Genomic DNA, 23731 nt, shown 5'->3' with positions numbered 1-23731 from the left:
GTGAAGGTGGGGACAAAGTACCGACGAAGCATGTAACGAATGTGGAGGGATAGTCCCTAGTCTTGTTCTTTGAAAACTAAATTAACTAGATGTAACTCACAGGATCGAGTAAGATGATGGGACTTTTCGTAAGAAAGGGGAAATAATACATCGGTGAGTACAACATTACGACATGCAGAATATTACGATATACAAAAAGTGTTCGATGATTTATACCAACGTAGTGAAAATAACGCTACTAAAGGTGTAAATCTATATAAATACATCATATCAAAAGAAAATATTCTATTGGCATATAGAAGTATAAAGGCTAACAGTGGTTCTAAAACTGAAGGAACAGATGGTATCACAATCGACCATTATAAAATGGAAGATGTAAATTCCTTCGTTGACGATATTAGAAAAACTCTCACAAATTACAAACCAAATACGGTACGTAGGGTAGAAATACCTAAACCTAATGGGAAGAAACGCCCATTAGGAATCCCTACAATGAGAGATAGATTGATTCAACAAATGTTCAAACAGGTTCTAGAACCAATATGCGAGGCAAAATTCCACAAGCATTCATATGGATTCAGACCTAACAGGTCAACACACCATGCAATGGCTAGGTGTCAATATCTGATAAACAGAGGAAGATTTAGTCACGTAGTAGACATTGATATACAAGGTTTCTTTGACAATGTGAACCATTCCAAGTTATTAAAACAACTATACAACATAGGCATAACTGATAAAAGGGTGCTGACAATTATCTCTAAAATGTTAAAAGCACCAATCAAAGGAAAAGGTATTCCTACAAAAGGAACTCCGCAAGGAGGAATCCTAAGCCCATTACTTAGTAATGTTGTATTAAACGATTTGGATTGGTGGATATCTAGGCAATGGGAGAATATTAAAACAAGAAGACCATACACAACAGCAACCAAAAATCCATTGCTGATAAAAACAAAATTGAAGAAAATGCATATCGTTAGATACGCAGATGATTTTAAAATATTTACTAACAATCATCAATCTGCAATCAAAATATTCCATGCAGTAGAAGGTTATCTTAAAAATCAATTAAACCTTAATATATCTAATGAAAAATCGACTATAACTAACCTAAAAAGAAAATCTTCCGATTTTCTGGGGTTCTCTATCAAATCTGTTAAAAAGCGCGAAAGATATGTGGCAAACACACATGTAAGCGAGAAAAAGAAAAAGGATATCCTTGAAAAAGCAAAGACAAGGATTAAAGCAATTCAAAAAAGCCCATCAGGGAAAACAGTACAGGACTATAACTCTTATGTGCTTGGTATAAAAAATTATTACAAAATTGCAACACATGTAACTATAGACTTTGCTGAAATAGCCTTTCGTCTCTCGAAAACTTTGTTTAATCGTCTAAAATCAATAGGGAAATATAAGGTTCCTACCAATGCGAATGCATTATACAAAAGAACTCATAGGAACAATTATAGAACCTTTGAAATAGCAGGCAATCATGTATATCCACTAGCGGACATACAAACACGATTCCCTCAAAGTTTTAGTCAAGACATATGCAATTATACTAAGCAAGGAAGACAAAAACTCATCAAAAGCCTAAAAGGTAACATTGCCAATGAAATGCAAAAGATGTTGCTATCCTCCAATAAAGGACAAAGCATGGAGTATACAGATAACAGAATATCCAGGTATTCCATGCAAAATGGTAAATGCGCTGTCATCGGAATCTTCTTAATAGCTGAAGATGTGCACTGTCACCATAAAATACCGAAAGGTATGGGAGGAACTGACGAGTTTAATAACCTGATTATTGTACATGAATTTGTCCACAGATTGATTCACGCTACAAATGACGAGACGATTAGAACATATATGAGAATTCTTCAATTGAACGATAAACAATTGAAGAAAATAAACAAACTCCGTAAAGCTTGTAATCTAGTTACTTTAGTATAAAAGGATAAGATGGGGCGCTGTATGCGATGAAAGTCGCACGTACAGTGCTAAGCGGGGGAAAAGATGGAGATAACTTCAAAGTCTTACCTATCGCAACTAATAGAAAGCGAGGAATAACAATGGGACTCGGAAACCGTGGGATGGCATTTGAAATGCTTATCAATCTAGCGAATGAAATGTATCATAGAAACAATTAAAGAAAAAGGCGCTTCTATTAAGTCGTTAAAAGACAATTGGCTTGATACTACAAGCGATAATCCATACAGCACTTTCCTACTCACTGTAATGGCTGGTGTTAATCAGTTAGAACGTGACCTAATTCGAATGCGGCAACGAGAAGGTATTGAACTAGCTAAAGAGCGTGGTGTTTATAAAGGGCGCCCTAAGAAGTACGATGATGATAATCCTAATATGGAACATGCTTTAGATCTGCTTGCAAACCGAAAGGAAAACAAGTTTACAGTAAAGAAGATATGTGAAGTTACAGGTGTAAGCCGCACGGTTTTTTATGAGAGAGCAAAAGAAAAGGGAGTTATGTAGATTTTAAAGCAGCGAATCCGCTGCTTTTTTATTTTATCAAATAAATTGTTTTTGAGTAGAAATGAAAATAGGGGTTTGCCTTAAACATTTATTATTAATCAAGAATATGAGTATAGAAACAGGTCTAATTTTTATAATGGTGGAGGTGATTGTTGTGGACATAACTCAAAGTGTGGTAAGAATAGTGGTAAATGGGAAAGACCTTCCGTTCACTTCAGTTCAAACCTCTGCATGGAATCATGGACCTGTAAATGATTTAATCGTTTCGACGAATCAGAGAGTGAATGAGCTTTATCAATTCATGTGGTCACAAGTACCAGTCACGATCTCGGTGTATTTTCTTCAAGGGGCGGACTTAATGAGATTCGCTAGGATCGCTGGAATTAATGAACGTGTAACGGGAGAATATATATATCATTTCATTTGGGGATAAGAAGAATTCAAAGTAGCTTAACAGCTGCTTTTTTATTTTGCATAGAAAAAGGAACCATAATAGGCTCCTTAATTTGATTCAGAAGTTGTGTAGTTTTTCTTGATGATATCTTTTATGTTGATAATTAAGGATATAAGGAATCCAGCAGCTAGGATACCGTTTACCCAGTAATATGTATTCCCGGATGTAAATTTATTATAAAAGGAATCGATATTATAATACACTAAGCCTGCTGAAATGACGGTAGAGATTACTAACGTACCAAAACTTTTCATGACGCTGCCCTCCTATTCTGAAATTTTAGACTTTTAATACAATTATACATTTAAATAAAAAGGTTTACAAAGGAATTACCATAAGGAGGAGTTATAACGAGTTTCTTCCAATTGATGGTTTTTATTTTTGAAAAAATAACTATTTTATAAAAAATATTTTTTTGACCCCCATAAAATTATTTGTTCCTTCGAATATATATAAGTAGAAGAAAACAAATGAAAGAAAAAGCTAAAATTACCAAAAATATAGCGAAGAGTTATTCAAAGATTGCAGCTAAAATAGAAAAGAGCAAGAAGAACAAGTGGTATTGCAAAAGAAAACAAGAAAGTAATACAAAATACAGACTTCACTTTAGTACAAGTGGAAAAAATAGTCATATAAAAAGTCGGCCTCGAAAAATATGAGCACCAGCAAGAAGACAAGCCCAAAGAAAAGTACTAAGAAAATGTGGTTAAATGGTCACTTGTTTAGTGGCCATTTTGCTATTTGAAGCAGAAGGAGGCAGGGAGATTACTAGTGTTGAGTTTAGTAATGAAAATCTTAAAAAAAACGAAAATAGAAGATATCGTATTTAACATACAAAACAACGGAGGAGATAAGGAAGCTTTTATCGTACAGTATCAGCCGTTTATTAGAAAATCAATCTCGTCTGTCTGCCGCAGGTACATTACAGAACAGGATGATGAATATAGTATTGGATTGTTTGCGTTTAACGAAGCAATTGAACAGTATTCATATAAAAAAGGAAAATCTTTTCTAGCGTTTGCTGATCTTCTTATAAAAAGAGATGTAATTGACTATATACGCAAGGAGTCTAAGCATAATCTTGTCTTTTTAAAAGAAGATAAGCAAGAGGAAATATTAGAAATACAAGTATCGCTTACGGAGTATATGAAAGAGATGGAAAATAGTAACCGTAAGGAGGAAATTCTTCATTTTCAAAGTGTGCTAGCTGAGTTTAAAATCACATTTTCAGAGCTTGCTAAGGAATCCCCTAAGCATCGTGATACGCGTGAGCACTTAATAGAAATTGTAAAGATTATTATAAAAGACGAGAAAATGATGGAAGAGCTGTTCCGAAAGAAAAAGTTACCCCTTAAACATATTGAACCACGTGTTAGGGTAAGTCGTAAAACGTTGGAGCGACATCGAAAATACATTATTGCGATGTGTATTATCTTTGCAAACAACTATACATATATTCTGGATTATATAAGAGGGGAGAAGCATGATGAATAAAGGAATTGTGATGGATATAAAGAAACATAACGTAGTTGTTTTAACTCCAAATGGAGAGTTTATTACGTTTAAAAGAAAAGTACACTCTTACATGATTGGAGAGGAAATCTCGTTTAACGAACAAGAGCAAAGAGCACCGCGTTTTTCAATGCCACCTTTCTTAAAGCCTACAACAGTAATTGTTGCTGGTTTTCTATGCGTATTGCTGTTTTTCTACAATCAACCGGAAGAAAAAGTGTTTGCTTATGTCTCAGTTGATATAAATCCAAGTTTAGAGGCGAGCGTAACGGAAGATCTTCGTGTTATAGATTTGCGGGCTTGTAATGATGATGGAAGGCGTATTTTAAAAGAAATGAAAGGGTGGGAAAATAAGCATCTGCAAGACGTAATACGTACTATTATAAAGCAGAGTCAAAAGGATAAGTACTTAACGAATGATAAGCAAGTTATGCTAACAGCTGTTACAAAGGACAAGTCGTTAGAACCTCAGTTGGAAAAGGCTATGCAAGAATTAAAGAAAGAGTATGAGATAAAACATATTACAGTTGAATATCAAAGCAGTACGATGCAAATGCGGGAGGATGCCAAGAAAGCAGGGATTGGAACGGGCGTTTATATAAAACAAGAGAATGAGAAGCAAAAATCGCTTACTCCACCTGCACCTCCGTCTAATCAAGAACAACAAAAGTCATCTTCTGATGCATCATCGGACGCATCTCCTGTAAAAGAAGAAAGCAACGAGAAGAAAGAGCATATAGAACAAAAGCAATCTAAGGAACAACAACCGAAGCAAATAAAAGAAAATAATGGGAATCAGCAAGAGAACAACGGAAGAGGATCACAAGGAAATAATGGGAATCAGCAAGAGAACAACGGAAGAGGATCACAAGGAAATAATGGAAATGGGCAAGGAAACAACGGAAGAGAGTCACAAGGAAATAATGGAAATGGGCAAGAAAACAACGGAAGAGGGTCCCAAGGGAATAGTGGAAACCAGCAAGGAAACAACGGAAGAGAATCGCAAGGGAATAATGGAAACCAGCAAGGGAACAACGGAAGAGAATCAAAAGGGAATAATGGGAATCAGCAAGGGAATAAAGGAAGAGAATCGCAAGGGAATAATGGGAATGGGCAAGGGAACAACGGAAGAGAATCGCAAGGGAATAATGGGAATGGGCAAGGGAACAACGGAAGAGAATCGCAAGGGAATAATGGGAATGGGCAAGGGAACAACGGAAGAGAATCGCAAGGGAATAATGGGAATGGGCAAGGGAACAACGGAAGAGAATCGCAAGGGAATAATGGGAATGGGCAAGGGAACAACGGAAGAGAATCGCAAGGGAATAATGGGAATCAGCAAGGGAACAACGGCAGAGGGTCCCAAGGGAATAATGGACATCAGCAAGAGAACAATGGCAGAGGGTCTCAGTAAGGAAAGCTCCTACCACATAATATTTAGTGAAAGAAAAATCTATAGAATATTGAACGGAGGGGAGATTCCTTCCATCTGAAGATATTTTTTAACATTTTTTTAAAATGACGGACATAAAATCGTATATCCTTTCGAATTATATATATGGATATCATTAATAGTTATATAAAAGGGGAGAAAAAATATGAAAGAAATGTATGAAGAAATCACTGAAGTATTGAAGGTATTAGCACATCCTGTCCGTTTATCATTAGTAAAAATAATGCTTGCAAAAGGTCCTATTAACGTAACGACAATGTATGAAACATTACAAATGCCTCAAAGTACAATTAGTCAACATTTATCTAAACTAAAAGCTACAAAGGTCGTTACAGGTACTCGGAAAGGGTTAGAAATTTATTATGAGGTAACTGACAATCGCACAAAATCAATATTAGCATGTTTAGTTTAAATGCTGACTTCTATTTCAAAATAAAAAGTGCTATTCTTTCCTACGTATTTACAGAGAGAATAGCGTTTTTTACTTTTAAGGAGTATCTTTTTTATTAGTTTGATAGTGATATGGTATTAACTCTAAAATATAAAAATGTTGCTTTCGTTTTCATTCTTTCTCATAAGTTTGAACTCAAAAGGTCGACTATCTCATCGTATCCAAGGCGTTTAGCGGTTTCTATGGGGGTTTCTATTAATTTTTGATTCTTTGGCATACTGTATAATGTTGCTTTCGCATGTAAGTTCGGTTGATGATGTAGTAACACTCGAACCACTTCAATAAAGCCTCGTTCACATGCACTATGTAACGGTGTAACCTTTCCTTGTCCTGTACTATGGATATTAGCTCCATTTTCTAACAACAGCGCTACCATCTCTGGTTTATTGCGGTCGCAAGCAAGACTTAATGCACTCCTTTTGTATTCTTCTAGTAATTCCATATCAATACTGTTGTCTATTAAAACCTTTGCTGCTTCAAGATTGTTATCATCCACTGCGTAGTGGAGAGCTGAACTTTTTCTGCTTGTCACCGCATTTATATTTGTAATACGCTCTAAAATATAATGAACAATTTCTTGATTACCAGACTTACTAATTAAATGAAGAGGAGTGACTTTTCCGACCATTATTTCATTTGCATTTTCACCTCTAGAAATTAAGTATTTAATAATTTCTACGTTACCTTTTCCGCATGCTAGGGAAAAAGGTGTTTCTCCATGATATTTAATCTTCAGATTTGCTCCTGCTTCCACTAGTAATGTAACTATATCAATGTTGTCATTTAAACAAGCAATGTGAAGTGGCGTTTTTCTATCAGGTCCTTTTTTATTTAATGCAGATAATTTAATGTTTACTAACTTTTCTTTAACTGTTTCTATGTCATTCCTCATACACGCGTAGTTTAACGTTTTCTTAAAACTTTCTGCTTTAATAGCGCTTTGTAGTTGTGATTTACCAAAATCAGAGGTTGGTTCAATATGATAATGGCTGTATGCAAGCAAAAGTAGTGCAGAACTGCACTCTAAAGTAGGATTTAAATCATCATAATAATCAACTTCATATAAACCATTTGTTTTGACAGTTAAAACAAATGCAGTCCAGTTTGATTTCCCAGTATGACGTACTCTTTGAATATTGTCCATAATTTCATTAGATGGAAGCCCTTCTGAGCCATGTTCAAATACTTCCATAGATTCATAATGAAAGTAACTATACGTCGTGACAACCCCATTGTAAAATGCAAATAACATCGATTTTTCAGCTGTATTGGGTATATGCTTTAACATGATTTCGACAAGTGTTTCTATATATTGATTTTTCAATGATTTCACCTCTATTAATATTTGAACGGGTGACGTTATAATTATTTGGAATTTCTAACATACTAATAATCTTGAACATCACTTTACGTAATTTCAAAAAAAAATGACTTTTACATATATTATAACATTTCATCTTAGTTTGTTGGTAAAAGGCTTTTATGTTCGCTAAGTTATCTGTTCTTTATGTACAAATTTTATGAAAACTCAATTGACAGCAATAAAATTTGTTTAGTTGATAATTATGAAGAGTAACAAATAACCTAGGTAGAGAAACTCATACTTTTGGATAGAGAGCATTCTATGTTTTTGATATATTAATAGTTAGAGAACAGAAGTAAGGGGTGAAGATATAGAAATGGAATTATTTGATTACTATAAGCGAAAAGGGAAGTTTAAGCTGTTAATTGGAGCGGGTATTTTTATTCTCGCTTTATGCACTGTATATGACGATTGGGGATATATTAATTGGGGGCAGATTATCTTTTTTGTTATCGCTTCTTCTATCTTTTTTGGAATTGGATTTTGGCAGTTAAGAAAAGGGAATTTGATACAAAAGAATACGGTGAAAAGTAATATGACGTTTTGGGATGTTGAGACTTTTGTCGTATTAGAATTACCTAAGCGGAACAAGCAATATGGTTTATATCATCCTGATGGCGGATATGTTGCAGGAACAAAGATAGTTTCATCTAACATTCTTTTTTCAGTAATACCTTTTTTACATAATAAAGATGTATATGCATTAGAAACGAGTAGCGGGAAAATTCTAGCATATTTTCATACTGAAGTGGACGGATATGATTGGGTAATCTATGATTCGAATTATAATCAGATTGGTATGTTTAAAGAAAAAATGATACAAGGATTTACTATGATACGTGGTACTTTGCTGACTGATAAGGCTACAAAATTGTCCGATATAGAAGTAGAGTTTGATTTTATTCAAAGTACTCTTAGTACAATAGATGGGCGTATATTAGCAATCGGTAAGCAAGGATATATGCCTATAGAATGGAGTGAAAGGTTCATGGGCTTAAATGTACCTACTATTACATTAGGTTCTAAGGCGTCTAATAATGAAAAAATTCTCAGTTTAGGGGTGCTCCTTTATAGCTTACATACAATTGAAATTCGAAAAAATAGGGCGAGCGTTTAATGAGGGGGAGCAGTGTTTATATGCGAAACTTTATAGGGATTTCATTTTTCTAATTATATCTTTTTAGATTGATGGATGTGGGGTCACGTCCATCAATCTAAGAAAACAAGTTAGCCTAAAGAAAATAAAAATAAACTTTATAAAAACACGAAATATGAACGTAGAGAATTAAACAAAATTTATAGTACTTTTCTAGTCATGTAATCTTTTCATTTGATGGTCTTTTCCCCATTCAAATAGTTCATCCATAATTTGCATTAAAGATTTTCCATGTTCGCTTATTGTGTACTCAACCTTTGGTGGTACTTCTTGATATACAGTACGATGGATAATCCCATCAGCCTCAAGTTGCCGAAGTTGCTGTGTGAGAACTTTTTGTGTAATGTTTGGAATTTCTCGTTTTATTTCATTTGTTCGCATTTTTCCATCCGCCAAAACACATAAAATATGAATTTTCCATTTTCCACCGATCACGTCGAGTGTCGTTGCGATTGGGCAATTATCATTTTGATTCATATAACACCTCCAAAGGTACTTTAAGGTTCCTATAGCACTTTAAAGTACGTACTTTTCAATTATATGTGACTCATTCATACTAATACTAAAGCGTTTGAATTATTTATAAGGGGGAAGAAAATATATGAAAACACTTGTAATTGTAGCACATCCTGATATTGAAAAGTCTCGAATTAATAAAAGATGGGTAGAAGAACTTGAGAAATATCCAGATGAAATAACGGTGCATGAATTATATAAAGTGGCACCAAATTGGGAATTTAATATTGAAGAAGAACAAAAGCTGTTAGTAGAGCACGACCGATATATATTCCAATTTCCACTCTACTGGTATAGCTCACCACCATTATTAAAAAAATGGTTCGATGATGTATTAACATATGGATTTGCCTACGGATCAAAAGGGGATAAAGTGAAGGGGAAAGAATTTGGTGTAGCTATTTCTATAGGTGGGTTAGAAAAAGACTATAAAAATAGCGGAATTACAATGAATGAATTAACGAAACCATTCCACGCTACGAGCTTATATACAGGAATGGAATTTATACCATCATTTTATTTATATGGTGCGGAATATGAAATCAGTGATGAAGAGATTGACAAAAGTGCACCTGAGTATGTGAAATATGTGATGAATAAGGAGTTTTCTAATATATAAGGAGAAATAGCCATTTACTTGTTAAGTAGATGGCTATTTTTGTTTATCCCGCATTAACCGCCCGTAAGGTGTGGACTAATAATCAGTGGGGATGAACACCTCACATCGACTAAAGATTCACTTTATTTAAATTCACTAAGTTTAATCTTTAGTAAATTAATAATTAATCTGGTAAAATAAAAACCCTAACATATATAAAGGGGAGTTTTACTTGAGAACGATGCGACAATTATTACAAAAAAGAGCAATGCAGTCACCAAATTTGGAAGCGCTTATCGGTGGAGAGAAAAAGTATTCGTTTCAGCAGTATAATGAACGAGTAAATCAGCTTGCACATTATTTGTTACATACCGGTGTGAAAAGAGGGGATCGTATAGGAATTCTATGCGAAAATAATCATCCGTTTCCAAGCGTTATGATGGCAAGCTTAAAAATTGGAGCGGTATTTATTCCGCTTAATCATCAGCTTACTGCTTATGAATTAGAATCGATTGTAAAAGAAGCGAGATTAAAAGTATTAGTTATTGATGATGAATTTAGTGAAGTTGTATTAAAGATTAATGCAGTTAAAGAAATTCCTTATGTAATTGAGACGACAAAAGAAGGATTTGGCTCATTTGAATTAAAATTAAAGGAACAGCCAATAACAGAGCCGAATGTGGAAGTTCATGAAGATGATGATGCCATTTACTTATTTACTTCAGGAACGACTGGACAGGCAAAAGCATGTGTAATTGGTCATAAAAACTTACACCATTATTTTACTGAAATTGCGGGGCAAAGAGAAATTCCAGCAGGTGAACGCTTTTTATCAGTGCACCCATTGTTTCATATGAGTGGCGTGCTTTCTATTTTAAATTGTATTTATCATGGCGTTACGATGGTCTTTTTAGCTGATTCGAATCCTACTCTTATTTGGGATAAGATTGAAGAAGAGAAAATTACTACAATGCTTGCGTTCCCAGCTGTTTATAGTTACATGCTTGATGAATTAGATAAAAAAGAGCGCAACATTTCGGCCTTTAAAGTAGCGCAAAGTGGTGGTACAAAGGTGCCAGAAACACTCATTCAAAAATATATGGAAAAAGGTATTTATATGGTGCAAGGTTATGGGAGTACAGAAGGTTGGGTAGTAACTTCTTGGCATCCAAATATGGGAAAAGAAAAAATGTCTTCTGTAGGGAAAACTTTGAAACATGTAGAGCTGAAAATTGTTCATCCAGAAACAGGTGATGAGCTAACAACAAATAAAGTTGGAGAGATTCACGTGAAAAGCCCGTACATGTTTAAAGGATATTGGAATAATGAAGAGGCAACAAAGAAGGTAGTAAAAGATAATTGGTTTAACATGGGTGATGCCGGTATGATAGATGATGATGGGTTTCTACATATTATGGGAAGATATAAAGACGTTATCGTACGCGGTGGTGACAACGTATATCCAGATCAAGTAGAAGATGTAATTCATGAAATAAATGGTGTTTTAGAAGTTGCAGTAGTTGGGATTCCAAATGACTTTTGGGGGGAGGTTCCAACAGCTTACATTGTAAAGGATATTCAAACGTCTTTAACAGAAGAAGAGATTATTCAGCATTGTAAAGAAAAACTAGCAAGCTATAAAATACCAGAAGTTGTATTTATGGACGAATTACCGAAAAACGCTTTAGGGAAAGTGTTGAAGAGGGAATTAAGGGATGTTTTTCTTGTGAAATAAAAGGTTATTAAATAATGAAGAATCCAGTTATGTAAAAAGCATAACTGGATTTTTGTTTATAAAAAACATAATGATTTACTAGATTTTGTATTTTGTGTAAGATAATAAAGAATATTCAATTAACAATTAAAGGAAGAGATATAAATGAAGCTGCCACTATTACAAGTAGAGACAGAGAGACTGATTATTCGTCCATTTCAAAAAGAGGATTATGAAAGTTGGTTAGATGGATTCAATAAGAGGTTACCATCTCAATATAAATACGATGATGGCTATCATGACATGTTGTCTTCAACGAAAGAATGGTTTACGGAATGGATAAGAGGATTTGATGAGGCGGCAAGACGGGATGAAATGTACGTTCTAGGTATTTTTCAGAAAGAAGATGGCGCCAATATTGGAAAGCTAGAACTTATAAAAATTTTACGTATGGACTATCAATGGGCGATGATGGGTTACTCTATTCATAATCAACATTGGAAAAATGGATACGGAGCAGAAAGTGTAATAGCTGCGCTGCCGTTATTTTTTAATGGCCTTCAATTTCATAGAATCGAATTACATATACATATCGATAATGAGCCATCTATTCGTCTTGCAGAAAGAGCTGGTTTTTCATTTGAATGTACGAGAGAGGCATTTTCTATGGGGAATGGTAAGTGGGCAGATTTTCTTATTTATTATAAAAATAATGAAACGAACAAATAAGGGGATAAAAAATGAAGACTATAAACGTATTTCATTACGACGCATTTACGAATAAACCAAATATGGGAAATCCAGCAGGTATTGTATTAGAGGCGGATGGATTAACGGAAGAGGACATGCAGCGTATTGCTGAAAAAGTTGGATTTAACGAAACATCTTTCGTTCTTTCTTCAGAAGTAGCAGATATAAGAATGCGCTATTTTACACCAGGGTTTGAAATGGATTTATGTGGTCATGGGACAGTTGGCACTATATATGCCTTGCGTGAAAGAGGTTTATTAGAAGAAAAAACAAACCTTACGATTGAAACGAAGGCAGGTATTTTACCAATACAAATAGGTGCAAATGAAAATGGAGAAACCTTTATTAAAATGAGGCAGGCAGCACCTCAGTTTAAAGATTTTGCAGGTTCAAAAGAAGAATTAGCTCATAGTATCGGGTTAGAAGTAACTGATTTAGATGCAAGTGTACCAATTGTATATGGAAGTACGGGGAACTGGACTGTAATTGTACCGATTAAAAATCTAGATGCATGTGAAAGAATGAAACCTAAAAATGAGGCGTTTCCATCGGTATTAAAAGAAATACCTAAGGCTTCTATCCATCCAGTTTGTCTAGAAACTTATGATGAACAGGTGCAAATGCACGGTCGTCATTTTTCATCACCTTATTCTGGAACGATTGAAGATCCAGCGACAGGAACAGCTTCAGGTGTAATGGGAGCGTATTATGCGACGTATTTGGAGAAAGATTTTGACCATGAACTGGAGTTAATCGTTGAGCAAGGACAGGAAATAAATAAAGATGGTCGTGTAACGGTTTATGTAACGAAAGATGTAGAAAATGAGAAGTTACAAATAGATATTGCGGGAACAGCGGTATATGTGAAAGAGTTTGAAATTTCAATATAAAGTGAAGCTTTAATCAGTGGGGGTTTTGTTCATCCCCCACTGATTATCAGCCCTCACCAATCGGGCTTTTACGGGCAGTTGATCCCCCACCTAACTTCTTTGCTTCCGCTGAATTTTGAGGTGGAGGTCTTACTGCACGGCAAATAGCGGGATAAAAAAAGAAAGCCCGGAATACATCCAGACTTTCATTATCTGTTCAACACTTCAATATACGAAGCATCTCCAGTTGTTCTTAAAGCAGAGCGGAAATTGTTGTTTTCTAACGTTTTAGCGACTTGTTGTAATTGCTGTGCATCATCATGATGGATAAGTAAGCTGTCGGCACCGCTTTCTTCTATATGAATGTGTTCGACACTTCCAATGGCATCATGTACTGCTTTTAAAAATTCAGGTTTCATATTGTCCTCCTAATATGTATGTAACGTTGTTGTTAGTATTTCCTTATTTTTGAAATATAAAAGTAAATGATTTTTTGTTATATTAAGATTTTGGAAGGGGTTTCCTATTCGTTTGTCAAATAATAGTAAAGTTGTCTTTTGAATTGAGGGGAATCTTCGGAATTAAAGGGTGAGAGAATGGACATTTCAATAATTGCTGCACAACTAGTTAAGGAGAAAGTTATTTCACATGATCCAAATAGCGTAAAAGCGTTGAACGGAGGAACGACAAGTACTGTATATTTGTTGGACGAAAAATATGTAGTAAAGCTGAATGAAGCGGAAGTAATACGTGAAGAAGCTAATTTTCTCTCATTTTATGAGGAGAATAGTTTATTTTCAAAGCTTTTGTATAAGGAACCTTTACATACATATTTCGTGTATTCTTTCCTTGAAGGTAATACTTTGTGTAAACAAGGATATAAACGAAGTACGCTTCGTACACTTGTAAAAGAAGTTATCAATAAGTATAAAATAGTTCCAGGGGCAGAAGGTTGGGGATGGAAAGAAAGTCCGGTTCAATCTTGGAATGAATTTTTAACGGCAAATGTGATGGAAGCTTATGAAAATGTAAGACGTTACATAAGTGAGGAAGATTATAGAATTGTTCTTAAACTAGCAAATAGGGACGCCGGAGTAAATCAGCCATTTTTATTACATGGTGATTTCGGATTTCATAATTTTATATTTCGAGAGAATAGGTTACATGGGGTAATTGATCCGTTACCTATTTTAGGAGATCCTTTATATGATTTAATTTATGCGTTCTGTTCAACTCCGGAAGATGTAACAAAAGAAGCGATCGATTATGTGATGAAACAATGTGTATTTCTTAAAAAAAATCGAGATCTATACGAGGAAATAGTCATAGGATTATATTTGCGTATAGATACATGTTTGAGACACCACCCGAAAGATTTAGAAGATTACTTAGTAGCTTGGCGTTATTGGATGAACGAAATTGAGCCGGCTTTATAGTACAAATAGTTTGGGGGAGATAGTGAAATGAACATAGCAGAAGCAAAACGAGATTTAGCACAAAGAACGAAGAAGGGATTTCCTGTTATAATAGCTGGTCTTTTATTTTGGATTGTAGCGAGTGTAACGGGTGTTCTTCTTTCAGAAAAGCAAGTTGTGTGGGTATATTTAATTGGTATGGGCTGTGTGTTTCCTTTCGGCTTAATGTTAGCTGCTATATTAAAAATTGACATGTTTGCGAAAGGAAATCCGCTAGGGACTTTAGCTGGAGTAATTGGTGGGATAAATGTATTGAATATTCCGTTTGTATTACTTGCATATTTTCAATTTCCAGAATGGTTACCTTTTGTAGTAGCAATGTTAATAGGTGTTCATTTTTTACCATATGTATGGATTTATGAAAGTAAAAGTTATGGTGTATTGTCAGTAGGAACCGTATTTGTGACGTCAGTTTGCGGGATTCTTTTTGCAGACAATGGACTTATTGTAATTCCATTGTCAGTTACAGCTGTCTATTTACTGACTCTAATAGGTTTAGTAATCGAAAATAAAAAAGCAGAAAACTATCAACAAATATCAGCTTAATAAAAAATTAAAGGGATAGGGGAATGACTATGAATAATTTCGTTTGTACAACGTGTGGCGTGCAGTATGCAGCGAGTGTGGAAGAACCGGTAAGTTGTGTTATTTGTGATGAGGAGAGACAATATGTTAATCCGAAAGGGCAGTCTTGGACGAGTTTAGAAAACTTGCAAACGAGTGATACATATAAAAATGAAATTATAGAAGAAGAAAATGGGCTTTATAGTATTACGACAAAACCAGAATTTGCGATCGGTCAAACGGCATTTGTAGTAAAAACAGAGTCATATCGTTTGTTATGGGATTGTATTACTTATTTAGATGACAGGACAATTGAGAAGGTAAAAGAGTGGGGCGGATTAGATGCGATTGCACTATCCCATCCGCATTATTATTCAACGCAAGTAGAATGGGCAGAAACATTTGATGTACCAATTTATATACACGAAGACGATAAAGAGTGGGTTATGCGCCCGAGTAGTCGTATTATTTATTGGACTGGTGAGTCTTTACAATTAGCAGATGGAATTACTGTGCATCGTCTCGGAGGACATTTTAGTGGCGGTTCTGTATTACATTGGGAAGAAGGAAATGATGGGAAAGGTATATTATTAACAGGTGATATCATTCAAGTTGTAGCGGATCAACAGTGGGTGAGCTTCATGTACAGCTATCCAAACTTAATTCCATTACCGGCGAGAAAAGTTGAGGAAATGGCGAATCGAGTGAAACCGTTACAATTTAATCGTTTATATAATGCTTTTCACCGAGTAGTAAAAGAAAATGCAAATGAGGCAGTGGAACGTTCTGCTGAAAGATATATGAAAGCGATAGAAGGAAAGTTGTTTCATACGTAAAAGGAGTGCTAGATTAATGAAAACGTTAGTATGCTTTGGCGATAGTATTACAGCTGATGAAATGTTTTTTGATGGAACACCGAGATTAACACCACGTTTGCAAGAGATGTTTCCAAATTGGAAAGTGGTTAATGCGGGTGTTCCGGGTGATAATACGCTCGATGCACTACAAAGGATTGAAGAGGATGTATTATCGCATGAACCAGACTTTGTAACAGTTTTTATCGGTACGAATGATTCGGTGTTATTTGATCCAGTTCCATTACAGTCATACAAAGAAAATTTAGAGGGAATTGTAAGTGCGATCTCACCAGAAAAAGTATTACTTATTAGTCCTGCACCGGTTGATGAAGCAAGGCAACATAATAGAACGGATGAAGTACTCGGCCAATATGCAGACGTGGTTGAGGAAGTGGCGAAAGAAACAAGAAGTCATTTTTTAAATTTGTATGCTGAAATGATTCAAGAACAGCATTATAAAAAATTTGTAGAAGATGAAGAAAAAGATGGATTACACTTTGGAGCAGAAGGCTATGCGTATTTAGCGAAGTTAATTTATGAAAAGTTAAAAGGGATTTTGTAAGAAGCAAAGCTTGGGCGCTTTGCTTTTTTTGTATTCACATAAGTAAAATATAGTATCTTTTCGCAAGTGCATTGTAGCAAGGCAAAAATGCAAACACCTTAATATATTCTAATTAATCACAGAAATAGACAATTCCTGTACTAAATGTTTAGTACCTATAGCACTTTAAAGTACATACATTTTTAATGTGTTAAATATAATTCATAATAGCACCAGTAAGAAGAAAACAAGCGTTACGGTACTATAGAATCTGGTAATTCTAAAAAATGCCAATGTGGTATAAGACAATTAGGGAGGTTAAAGATATGAGTACTTCAAATTTGAGTGAAATAAGTAAACAAATATTAATAGAGGAGGAAACACTTCAATTTTCCTCTTTTACAAATGAAGATGCCTTGCAATTAGGTTTATATATCGTTGAAACAGCAAAGCGAGAGGGGAAATTGATTGCTGTTGATATAGCCAAAAATGGTGTGCAATTATTTCATTTCAAGATGACGGGGACAACTGAGGAAAATACGAAATGGATTGAGCGTAAAAAACGGGTCGTTTCCCTGCATAATCATAGCTCGTATTATATGCAGATAGAAAGTGAAATAAGCGGAGTTCCATATCATGAAAAATACCGTTTAGATGGCTCGGAATATGCTGCGTTTGGTGGATGCTTTCCTATCCAAATAAAAAATGTAGGGGTTATTGGAATGATAACAGTCTCAGGATTACCACCAGAAGTAGATCATGAATTGGTTATAAGAGCAGTTAAAAATCATTTGAATCAATAATAGAAGTAATTTTAATAGTTAAATAAAAAGGCAAAAATGAACATATTCCTGTTCGTTTTTGCCTTTTTATTATTTCTTTTTCGGCCTGCGTACTAACTCTCCACCGCAGTTTGGGCAAACATTTTGCCTTTCCTCTGTACATGGTGCACAAAATGTACATTCATACACGCATATGTATGCTTCAGAATCGGGCTGAAGGGAATGGTCGCAAATTTGACAGTTTGTTTTCATTTCTAATGCCATAGTAATCCTCCTTGTTATTCGAAAGTTCATAATTTAATTATAATTAACATTGTAGTGGATGTCCTTTTTAAATGAAAAGAAATAAAAGGATTATGTTGTTGTTTGAAATGAAATAAGTCTATTTATTTTAAAATTGATTATTTATTGTAGTTGGAATATTATGAAATAGTCAAAAGACAACAGGGGGTATATATTTTGACTAATAATAACGATTATTTTCATGTAGAAGAGGATACAAATCACAATAGTTTAAAAGCAGATTGTGAAAAGTGTTTTGGTTTATGTTGTGTAGCATTACCGTTCGCAGCGTCAATAGATTTTGCGGTGAATAAAGATGGTGGTAAACCTTGTACAAATTTACAATCAGATTATAAATGTAGTATACATAGAGATCTTAGAGGAAAAGGGTATAAAGGTTGTACAGTGTTTGAATGTTTCGGTGCTGGACAAAAGATTTCTCAAGTTACGTTTAAAGGAATTGATTGGCGGAAAGATGCTCAGCATGCGAGAAAAATGTATGATGCTTTTCCGGTAATGCATCAACTTCATGAAATGCTTTGGTATTTGAATGAGGCTATTCTATTAAAGGCGACGCAGACAATTCATAAAGAGCTGAAGGAAGCAATTGAAGAGACTGAGCGTCTTTCTAATTTAAGTCCAGATGAGTTAATGGAAGTAAATGTGCCATTACACCGTGCAGAAGTGAACATTCTCCTTTTAGAGACGAGTGAATTAGTTTGGAAAGAAATGAATGATGCACGTAAGAAACGAATCAGTCACCGAGGTGCAGACCTTATGGGAGCGAATCTGAAAAAGAAAGATTTACAAGGAGCAAATTTAAGAGGGGCGTATCTTATTGCGGCTAATTTACGAGATGCAAATTTAAGGGGAGCGGATCTCATCGGAGCAGACTTGCGAGATGCAGACATTCGCGGGACAGATTTTACAAATAGTGTTTTTCTTACGCAAGTTCAAATTAATGCGGCGAAAGGGGACAGACATACGAAATTACCGGAAATGTTGTCTCGTCCAGCGCATTGGACTGCGTAAAGTGTAGGGAGTTGTAATAGTGTGGATATTTTTCAGTATTTAGAGGAAATGCAGGAAGATGTATTTTTGTTATCAGTATCTCAAATAGAATTGAAGTATTATGATGTTTGTCGCACACTAGCGTCAAGTGAGGATGCGGAGCGCATTAAATTGATTCCATTAGATTCATACAAGGAAAGTATGAGGATAGGTTTGAAAGAAGCGTTAGAAATTGCTGAAAGTGAAGAAGCAAAGGCGATTTATTTTGAGTATGATCTTGATAATGAGTGGGATAGTCAGTTTTATATTTGTGACGATTATATGTTTCTTGAAGAAGAAGATGAGGATTGGGTAAGTGATTGGACGGATGAAATAGAAGGACCATCTTTAGGAGAGTTAGCTGATATTTATGGTGAAAATGGCTTTGATTCAGATAAAAAGGCTGTAGGTATTACTTTATATTTAATCGCAAGAACGGTGTGTAGTTTTATAAGTGCATGCAGTGGATTACAAAGTAATATACCAATCTGCATCGGTTTTCACGACCAAGACCCAATTATGCGAACAGGCAGAGACTAAGTCTCTGCCTGTTTTTTTATACTATTTTTGCTTTTCAAAAGTAGTAATTATAACACTGCATATAATAAGGATACCACCAATGAAAAAGTTACTGTTTAACGTCTCATTTAACAGGAGCCAGCCAAGTAATGATCCTACGATCGGTTGGAAGAAGAAAAATAATGAACCGATGCTAGCATCCATTAATTCTAATCCTTTATTCCAAAGAAAAAATGCACCTGCGGTTGAGACAATTCCTAAATAGAGTACGCCTAATAATACGTACATGTTTATATGTTCAATAGGACTTGATTGGAGTTCCCATACCATGCACGGTGTAATGAAAAAGAGTGAAAAGAATATTGCGTACGTTGTAATAATTAAAGATGAAAATCGAGCGGAAGCGATTTTTACATAAATGGATAGTAAAGCCCACGTAATAGCGGCTCCAACTAAAATGATTGTACCGATAAAATAGGAGCCGATTTCAATATCCCATCCGATAACGATAATGACACCGATTGTCGCTATTATAGTTGATAAAAGTCTACGAGCAGTTAGTTTCTCTTTTAAAAGGAGCGCTGCAAATATAACCATAAATGCAGGTGTAGCTGATGTCACTAAGGAGCCTGTATGAGCATCGGATAATTTCGTTCCGATAAATTGACATGTGATCGAAATGAAATACCCGATGAATCCAATCCAAGCGAATAATAGCCAATCTTTTTTGTGTATGGTTACTTTTTTCTTTTGCTTTTTTTCAGTTGTTTTCAAAATCGCATATAAAACAACAAAAGCGATAATAAAGCGTAGCCAAACGAGTGTAAGTGGCGGAATAAAGTCGAGTACGTATTTACTAACGACGTACATACCGCCCCAAATACTTGCTGCTAGTGATAAACATATAGCTCCTAAAATTGTTTGTTTCATGTAAACTACCTCCGTCTATTTTTAGGGTATTATGAGTTCCCTAAGACGAGGCAAAGTGTATGTGTCCCGCATTAACGGGCAGTAAGACCCCTACCTCAAAGTTCAGCGAAAGCAAAGAAGTTAGGCGGGGGATCAACTGCCCGTATATGCCCGATTGGTTCAACCAATAATCAGTGGGGAATAAAGCCCCCCACTGATTAAAGTTTCACTTTATTATATGAATGCCCGTCTTAGTTTATAGACGGCCTACAGGTTGGTCGTTTTCGAATGAAGTGTTGTAGTACATGAGCGCATTCCTCCTTCATAATTTTATAATGATATTATAACTCAATTTTCAGTTTATTGGGATGGTTATTGTACGGAGTTGATTCTTTAGAAAATGGTGGTTGTCTAAGAAAGCATAGTATATGGTAGAAAAACATATTTTTAAAATAAAAGAAACCAATTACATAACTGATAAGTATATTAAGAGTAGGATGAAAAAGTAGATTAATAGAGAAAGAGGAGGAGATTTACATTACTACAACCGTTATTTCTCATTTTTATAACGAAGAGTATTTATTGCCGTGGTGGCTTGTGCATCATACGAAACTGTTTGATCATGGTATTTTAATTAATAAAGGTTCTACAGATCGTTCGGTTGAAATTTGTAAAAAATTCGCACCGCATTGGGAAGTGCGAGATTCTACAAATCCAGAGTTTGATGCAATAGCGACAGATCATGAAGTGATGAGGGCGGAACAAGAAGTAGAAGGTTGGAAAATGATTTTAAATACGACTGAGTTTCTTTGTGTGCAAGATAAGAATCAGTTTTGGAAATCACTAAATGAATTGGGAGGGAGGATGTATTGGCTGGAAGGGCTTATTATGGTCGATAATCTTAACTATAATTATCCGGACCTTAACTTTGGAATACCTTTAATGAAACAGCGATTTCACGGTTATTTACCAGAAGATTGGGCGTTATGGAGAAGAGGTAGATTTATTCATAATCATGAACACGGAAGTTATACGGTTGGAAGACATTTATCCGCGCATGAATCTATGATTTATCCGCCTCTTGCTTGCATATTATGGTTTGGATTTAGTCCGTGGAACGATGCGATGAGAAAGAGAAAATTACAAATTGGTCCGACTCTTTCTGAAGCTAGTAAGCATGGGGGAATGGGAACGCATCATATTATTACACCCGAAAAATTAGAAGAATGGTATAGGGATTTAGCGAGAGGAACGAAGGATTTACGTTTTAGTGATGCATATCGGTATGTTTTTGTATAAATGATTCCCACCATAAAATTGTTTCTTCAATTCCTGTATTTAGATCGTATGTTGGTTTCCAGTTTACTTCAGTTTTTAAACGTTCTACATTAACGCCGACAAATAAAGGTTCATCTTTAGAGAAAGGGATCGCACCTAATTTAATTAAATGTTCTTTTCCTATCTTTTTAGCAATGATAGAAGCTAATTCTTTAATTTGTACAGATTGACCAGAAGCGATATTGATTGTGCCTGTAACATTGCGTTCTAATACTGTTACGAGAGCATCAGCGACGTCACCCACATGGAGGAAATCTCTTGATTGTTTTCCATGTGTACATAGTGCTTCCTCATTTTTTAATAAAGAAGTGATAATGTTAGAAACGAGCCGATTTCCTTGTTCGTGAGGGCCATACATATGAAAAATTCGTCCCCAACATACGCTGAGGCTGGTTTGCCCAGCGTATGATTGTAGCCAGGAATGTAGTGTGTTTTTACATAATGAATACGGGGTTTTATAGGAAAGAAGCGGTGAATCTTCAAATAATACGCCGTTAAACCATTCATACTCTGCGCCAGTACCTGCAACAATGACTCGCTTTCCACCGCATGATGTGAAGTGTTGAATCAATGAGATACTGCACGTAAGCCAATAGTAATTATTAATAGATACATAACACGCTGGCGGCACTGCTTCCCAAGCTAAATGAATGAGATGACTAGGTTTAATGTCGTAAATGAGTTTTTTTACTTCTTCATCGCAAAGTAAGTTTACTTTATGCCAATGGCAAGAAAGGTGAGAAGGCTTATTTGTATTGTAAGTGGCGTGCACCTCATAGCCCTTTTGTATAAGAGAATTTACAACATATTTACCAATCCATCCACTACCGCCTGTTACAAGGATTTTTTTCATGGCTCAATCACCTCAACTTCTGGAATCGTTACTAAAAATTTGCCGCCCCATTCACGAATGAAAGAGCATTCTTTCATAATTTCATCTTTTAAATTCCAAGGAAGTATGAGAATGTAATCGGGTTTTGTACGTTTAATTTCTTCTGGAGATTTTATTGGAATGCGGGTACCTGGTAGAAGGAGATTTTGTTTGTGAGGGTTTTTATCTACTGTATAAGCTAGAAATTCTTTTCCTATCCCGCAATAATTTAAAAGGGTGTTTCCTTTAGCGGGAGCACCGTAACCGATAATTTGTTTGTTTAAAGCTTTTGCTTTGATAAAAAACTTTAAAATACTTATTTTCAATTGTTCTATGCGTTTAGAAAAAAGGAGATAGCAATCTAAAGTATCTAGCCCGTGATCTATTTCTTTTTGGATTATATTTGTAACACTGGAATGGATAGTGGATGAGTCACTGTGATGGTTTACAAAAATACGCAATGAACCACCGTGCGTTGCAAGTTCTTCTACCTCGACAATTTGTAAATGATGATGCGCTAAAACTTTTTGAAGACTTATAAGAGAGAAGTAAGAGAAGTGCTCATGATAGATTGTGTCAAACTGTTTAAAGGATATGAGGTTCAATAAGTGCGGGAATTCAATTGTTATCGTGCCATCTTGTTTTAATAATGTTTTTAAACCGGCAACAAAATCATGCAAGTTTGGAACGTGTGCTAATACGTTATTTGCGACGATTAAATCAGCTTGTGGTAATTTTTTTGCTAAGTCATTGCTGAAAAAATTCACTTCAGTAGGAATTCCTTTTTGGATAGCGATTTCTGCTACATTTTTTGCTGGTTCAATTCCTAACGTTTTGATATTTTCTTTTTGAAAGTATTGTAATAAGTACCCGTCGTTACTTGCGATTTCAATCACTTTCGAATGGTTTGTTAAGTTGAAACGCTTAATCGCCATTTCTACATATTGTTTAGCGTGTAGTAGCCAACTGGAGGAATAAGAGCTAAAGTATAAATAATCATGAAAAATATTGTGGGGAGATTCAAATTCATCTAATTGTACAAGTAAACAAGAGTTACAAACAAACGTGTGCAGCGGATAAAATGGCTCCATTTTATATGAGTGTTCTGGAACTACAAATGAGTTAGCGAGAGGAGAAACGCCTAAATCTAAAAAAGTATTTGTTAGTAATGAGTGGCAAAAACGGCATTTTTTTTGTTCCATTTTATAGCCCCC

26 protein-coding genes and 2 pseudogenes are annotated in these 23731 nt (G+C 35.2%); 20 read left to right on the top strand and 8 right to left on the bottom strand.

Annotated elements, in window-relative coordinates; genetic code table 11:
- Positions 1-153 precede the first annotated feature (153 nt).
- The 4 genes and pseudogenes from ltrA to QCI77_RS17140 all read left to right on the top strand — a co-directional run bounded on the left by ltrA (position 154) and on the right by QCI77_RS17140 (position 2926).
- Complete coding sequence (gene ltrA / locus QCI77_RS17155; RefSeq protein WP_193653901.1) at positions 154-1953, top strand: group II intron reverse transcriptase/maturase; 1800 nt, start codon at positions 154-156, stop codon at positions 1951-1953.
- 119 nt (positions 1954-2072) lie between these two features.
- A pseudogene (locus QCI77_RS17150) lies at positions 2073-2141 on the top strand (Holliday junction resolvase RecU); the annotation flags it as partial.
- Positions 2134-2493: pseudogene (locus tag QCI77_RS17145) on the top strand (recombinase family protein); the annotation flags it as partial. The pseudogenes QCI77_RS17150 and QCI77_RS17145, both read left to right, overlap by 8 nt.
- Positions 2494-2554: 61 nt before the next feature.
- Complete coding sequence (locus QCI77_RS17140; protein WP_002165354.1) at positions 2555-2926, top strand: hypothetical protein; 372 nt, start codon at positions 2555-2557, stop codon at positions 2924-2926.
- Positions 2927-2994: 68 nt separating this feature from the next.
- Here QCI77_RS17140 and QCI77_RS17135 read toward each other — a convergent pair whose 3' ends face one another.
- The gene (locus QCI77_RS17135; RefSeq protein ID WP_000834521.1) at positions 2995-3201 is read right to left on the bottom strand and encodes a hypothetical protein; all 207 of its coding nucleotides are present in this window, start codon (positions 3199-3201) and stop codon (positions 2995-2997) included.
- 517 nt (positions 3202-3718) lie between these two features.
- On the opposite strand from QCI77_RS17135, the gene sigI reads away from it, so the two are divergent.
- From sigI to QCI77_RS17120, 3 genes are all read left to right on the top strand, one after another.
- Positions 3719-4441: an RNA polymerase sigma factor SigI gene (gene sigI / locus QCI77_RS17130; protein ID WP_002128341.1), complete on the top strand. Its 723-nt coding sequence runs from the start codon at positions 3719-3721 to the stop codon at positions 4439-4441.
- The gene (locus QCI77_RS17125; protein WP_353825276.1) at positions 4434-5873 is read left to right on the top strand and encodes an anti-sigma factor domain-containing protein; all 1440 of its coding nucleotides are present in this window, start codon (positions 4434-4436) and stop codon (positions 5871-5873) included. Before sigI ends, QCI77_RS17125 begins: the two co-directional genes overlap by 8 nt.
- A gap of 184 nt (positions 5874-6057) precedes the next feature.
- Positions 6058-6324 (top strand): ArsR/SmtB family transcription factor, encoded by a 267-nt coding sequence (locus QCI77_RS17120; protein ID WP_002167922.1) that lies wholly within the window; start codon positions 6058-6060, stop codon positions 6322-6324.
- Between the two features lie 160 nt (positions 6325-6484).
- Here the strand turns inward: QCI77_RS17120 and QCI77_RS17115 are convergent, their stop codons facing one another.
- A complete protein-coding gene (locus QCI77_RS17115; RefSeq protein ID WP_044443245.1) occupies positions 6485-7687 on the bottom strand; it encodes an ankyrin repeat domain-containing protein in 1203 nt (400 codons plus the stop codon).
- Positions 7688-8042: 355 nt separating this feature from the next.
- Between QCI77_RS17115 and QCI77_RS17110 the strand changes: the two genes are divergently transcribed.
- Positions 8043-8843 carry an ABC transporter ATP-binding protein gene (locus QCI77_RS17110; RefSeq protein ID WP_353825275.1) on the top strand — a complete coding sequence of 267 codons (801 nt, stop codon included), beginning with the start codon at positions 8043-8045 and terminating at the stop codon, positions 8841-8843.
- A gap of 192 nt (positions 8844-9035) precedes the next feature.
- Here the strand turns inward: QCI77_RS17110 and QCI77_RS17105 are convergent, their stop codons facing one another.
- Positions 9036-9359, bottom strand: coding sequence for a winged helix-turn-helix transcriptional regulator (locus tag QCI77_RS17105; RefSeq protein WP_002167925.1), 324 nt, complete (start codon positions 9357-9359; stop codon positions 9036-9038).
- 124 nt (positions 9360-9483) lie between these two features.
- Here QCI77_RS17105 and QCI77_RS17100 point away from each other — a divergent pair, with 124 nt between their 5' ends.
- The 4 genes from QCI77_RS17100 to QCI77_RS17085 all read left to right on the top strand — a co-directional run bounded on the left by QCI77_RS17100 (position 9484) and on the right by QCI77_RS17085 (position 13350).
- Positions 9484-10017 carry an NAD(P)H-dependent oxidoreductase gene (locus QCI77_RS17100; RefSeq protein ID WP_353825274.1) on the top strand — a complete coding sequence of 178 codons (534 nt, stop codon included), beginning with the start codon at positions 9484-9486 and terminating at the stop codon, positions 10015-10017.
- A gap of 211 nt (positions 10018-10228) precedes the next feature.
- Complete coding sequence (locus QCI77_RS17095; RefSeq protein ID WP_353825273.1) at positions 10229-11731, top strand: class I adenylate-forming enzyme family protein; 1503 nt, start codon at positions 10229-10231, stop codon at positions 11729-11731.
- 144 nt (positions 11732-11875) lie between these two features.
- Positions 11876-12439, top strand: coding sequence for a GNAT family N-acetyltransferase (locus QCI77_RS17090; RefSeq protein ID WP_353825272.1), 564 nt, complete (start codon positions 11876-11878; stop codon positions 12437-12439).
- Between the two features lie 11 nt (positions 12440-12450).
- Positions 12451-13350 (top strand): PhzF family phenazine biosynthesis protein, encoded by a 900-nt coding sequence (locus tag QCI77_RS17085; protein ID WP_353825271.1) that lies wholly within the window; start codon positions 12451-12453, stop codon positions 13348-13350.
- 188 nt (positions 13351-13538) lie between these two features.
- Here QCI77_RS17085 and QCI77_RS17080 read toward each other — a convergent pair whose 3' ends face one another.
- Positions 13539-13748 carry a hypothetical protein gene (locus QCI77_RS17080; protein WP_044443258.1) on the bottom strand — a complete coding sequence of 70 codons (210 nt, stop codon included), beginning with the start codon at positions 13746-13748 and terminating at the stop codon, positions 13539-13541.
- A gap of 177 nt (positions 13749-13925) precedes the next feature.
- Here QCI77_RS17080 and QCI77_RS17075 point away from each other — a divergent pair, with 177 nt between their 5' ends.
- The 5 genes from QCI77_RS17075 to QCI77_RS17055 all read left to right on the top strand — a co-directional run bounded on the left by QCI77_RS17075 (position 13926) and on the right by QCI77_RS17055 (position 17569).
- Entirely contained in the window at positions 13926-14765 is an 840-nt protein-coding gene (locus QCI77_RS17075) for a phosphotransferase family protein (protein ID WP_353825270.1), read from the top strand.
- Positions 14766-14792: 27 nt separating this feature from the next.
- Complete coding sequence (locus QCI77_RS17070) at positions 14793-15350, top strand: DUF7010 family protein (protein ID WP_353825269.1); 558 nt, start codon at positions 14793-14795, stop codon at positions 15348-15350.
- 29 nt (positions 15351-15379) lie between these two features.
- Positions 15380-16204 (top strand): MBL fold metallo-hydrolase, encoded by an 825-nt coding sequence (locus tag QCI77_RS17065; RefSeq protein ID WP_353825268.1) that lies wholly within the window; start codon positions 15380-15382, stop codon positions 16202-16204.
- A 16-nt stretch (positions 16205-16220) separates the two neighbouring features.
- Complete coding sequence (locus QCI77_RS17060) at positions 16221-16787, top strand: SGNH/GDSL hydrolase family protein (protein WP_353825267.1); 567 nt, start codon at positions 16221-16223, stop codon at positions 16785-16787.
- A 305-nt stretch (positions 16788-17092) separates the two neighbouring features.
- Positions 17093-17569: a heme-degrading domain-containing protein gene (locus QCI77_RS17055; protein WP_002033314.1), complete on the top strand. Its 477-nt coding sequence runs from the start codon at positions 17093-17095 to the stop codon at positions 17567-17569.
- 69 nt (positions 17570-17638) lie between these two features.
- Here QCI77_RS17055 and QCI77_RS17050 read toward each other — a convergent pair whose 3' ends face one another.
- Complete coding sequence (locus tag QCI77_RS17050) at positions 17639-17812, bottom strand: DUF1272 domain-containing protein (RefSeq protein ID WP_001162783.1); 174 nt, start codon at positions 17810-17812, stop codon at positions 17639-17641.
- A gap of 195 nt (positions 17813-18007) precedes the next feature.
- On the opposite strand from QCI77_RS17050, the gene QCI77_RS17045 reads away from it, so the two are divergent.
- A complete protein-coding gene (locus tag QCI77_RS17045; protein ID WP_353825266.1) occupies positions 18008-18862 on the top strand; it encodes a pentapeptide repeat-containing protein in 855 nt (284 codons plus the stop codon).
- 21 nt (positions 18863-18883) lie between these two features.
- A complete protein-coding gene (locus QCI77_RS17040) occupies positions 18884-19420 on the top strand; it encodes a hypothetical protein (RefSeq protein ID WP_353825265.1) in 537 nt (178 codons plus the stop codon).
- A 21-nt stretch (positions 19421-19441) separates the two neighbouring features.
- On the opposite strand, the gene QCI77_RS17035 is transcribed toward QCI77_RS17040, so the two are convergent.
- Positions 19442-20329: a DMT family transporter gene (locus QCI77_RS17035; protein WP_326997155.1), complete on the bottom strand. Its 888-nt coding sequence runs from the start codon at positions 20327-20329 to the stop codon at positions 19442-19444.
- Between the two features lie 492 nt (positions 20330-20821).
- On the opposite strand from QCI77_RS17035, the gene QCI77_RS17030 reads away from it, so the two are divergent.
- Positions 20822-21607, top strand: coding sequence for a glycosyltransferase family 2 protein (locus tag QCI77_RS17030; RefSeq protein WP_193652996.1), 786 nt, complete (start codon positions 20822-20824; stop codon positions 21605-21607).
- On the opposite strand, the gene QCI77_RS17025 is transcribed toward QCI77_RS17030, so the two are convergent.
- Together QCI77_RS17025 and QCI77_RS17020 are read right to left on the bottom strand one after the other, a co-directional pair.
- Complete coding sequence (locus QCI77_RS17025) at positions 21576-22499, bottom strand: NAD-dependent epimerase/dehydratase family protein (RefSeq protein ID WP_033709311.1); 924 nt, start codon at positions 22497-22499, stop codon at positions 21576-21578. The genes QCI77_RS17030 and QCI77_RS17025 overlap by 32 nt on opposite strands.
- Positions 22496-23719: a methyltransferase domain-containing protein gene (locus tag QCI77_RS17020; protein WP_353825264.1), complete on the bottom strand. Its 1224-nt coding sequence runs from the start codon at positions 23717-23719 to the stop codon at positions 22496-22498. Before QCI77_RS17020 ends, QCI77_RS17025 begins: the two co-directional genes overlap by 4 nt.
- Positions 23720-23731: the final 12 nt, after the last annotated feature.

Origin of the sequence: Bacillus cereus group sp. MG9 (assembly GCF_040459995.1) — a bacterium.
GTDB lineage: Bacteria > Bacillota > Bacilli > Bacillales > Bacillaceae_G > Bacillus_A > Bacillus_A mycoides.
Note: the sequence above shows the minus strand (reverse complement) of the source record. Positions and strands in the feature narration are given on the sequence as shown.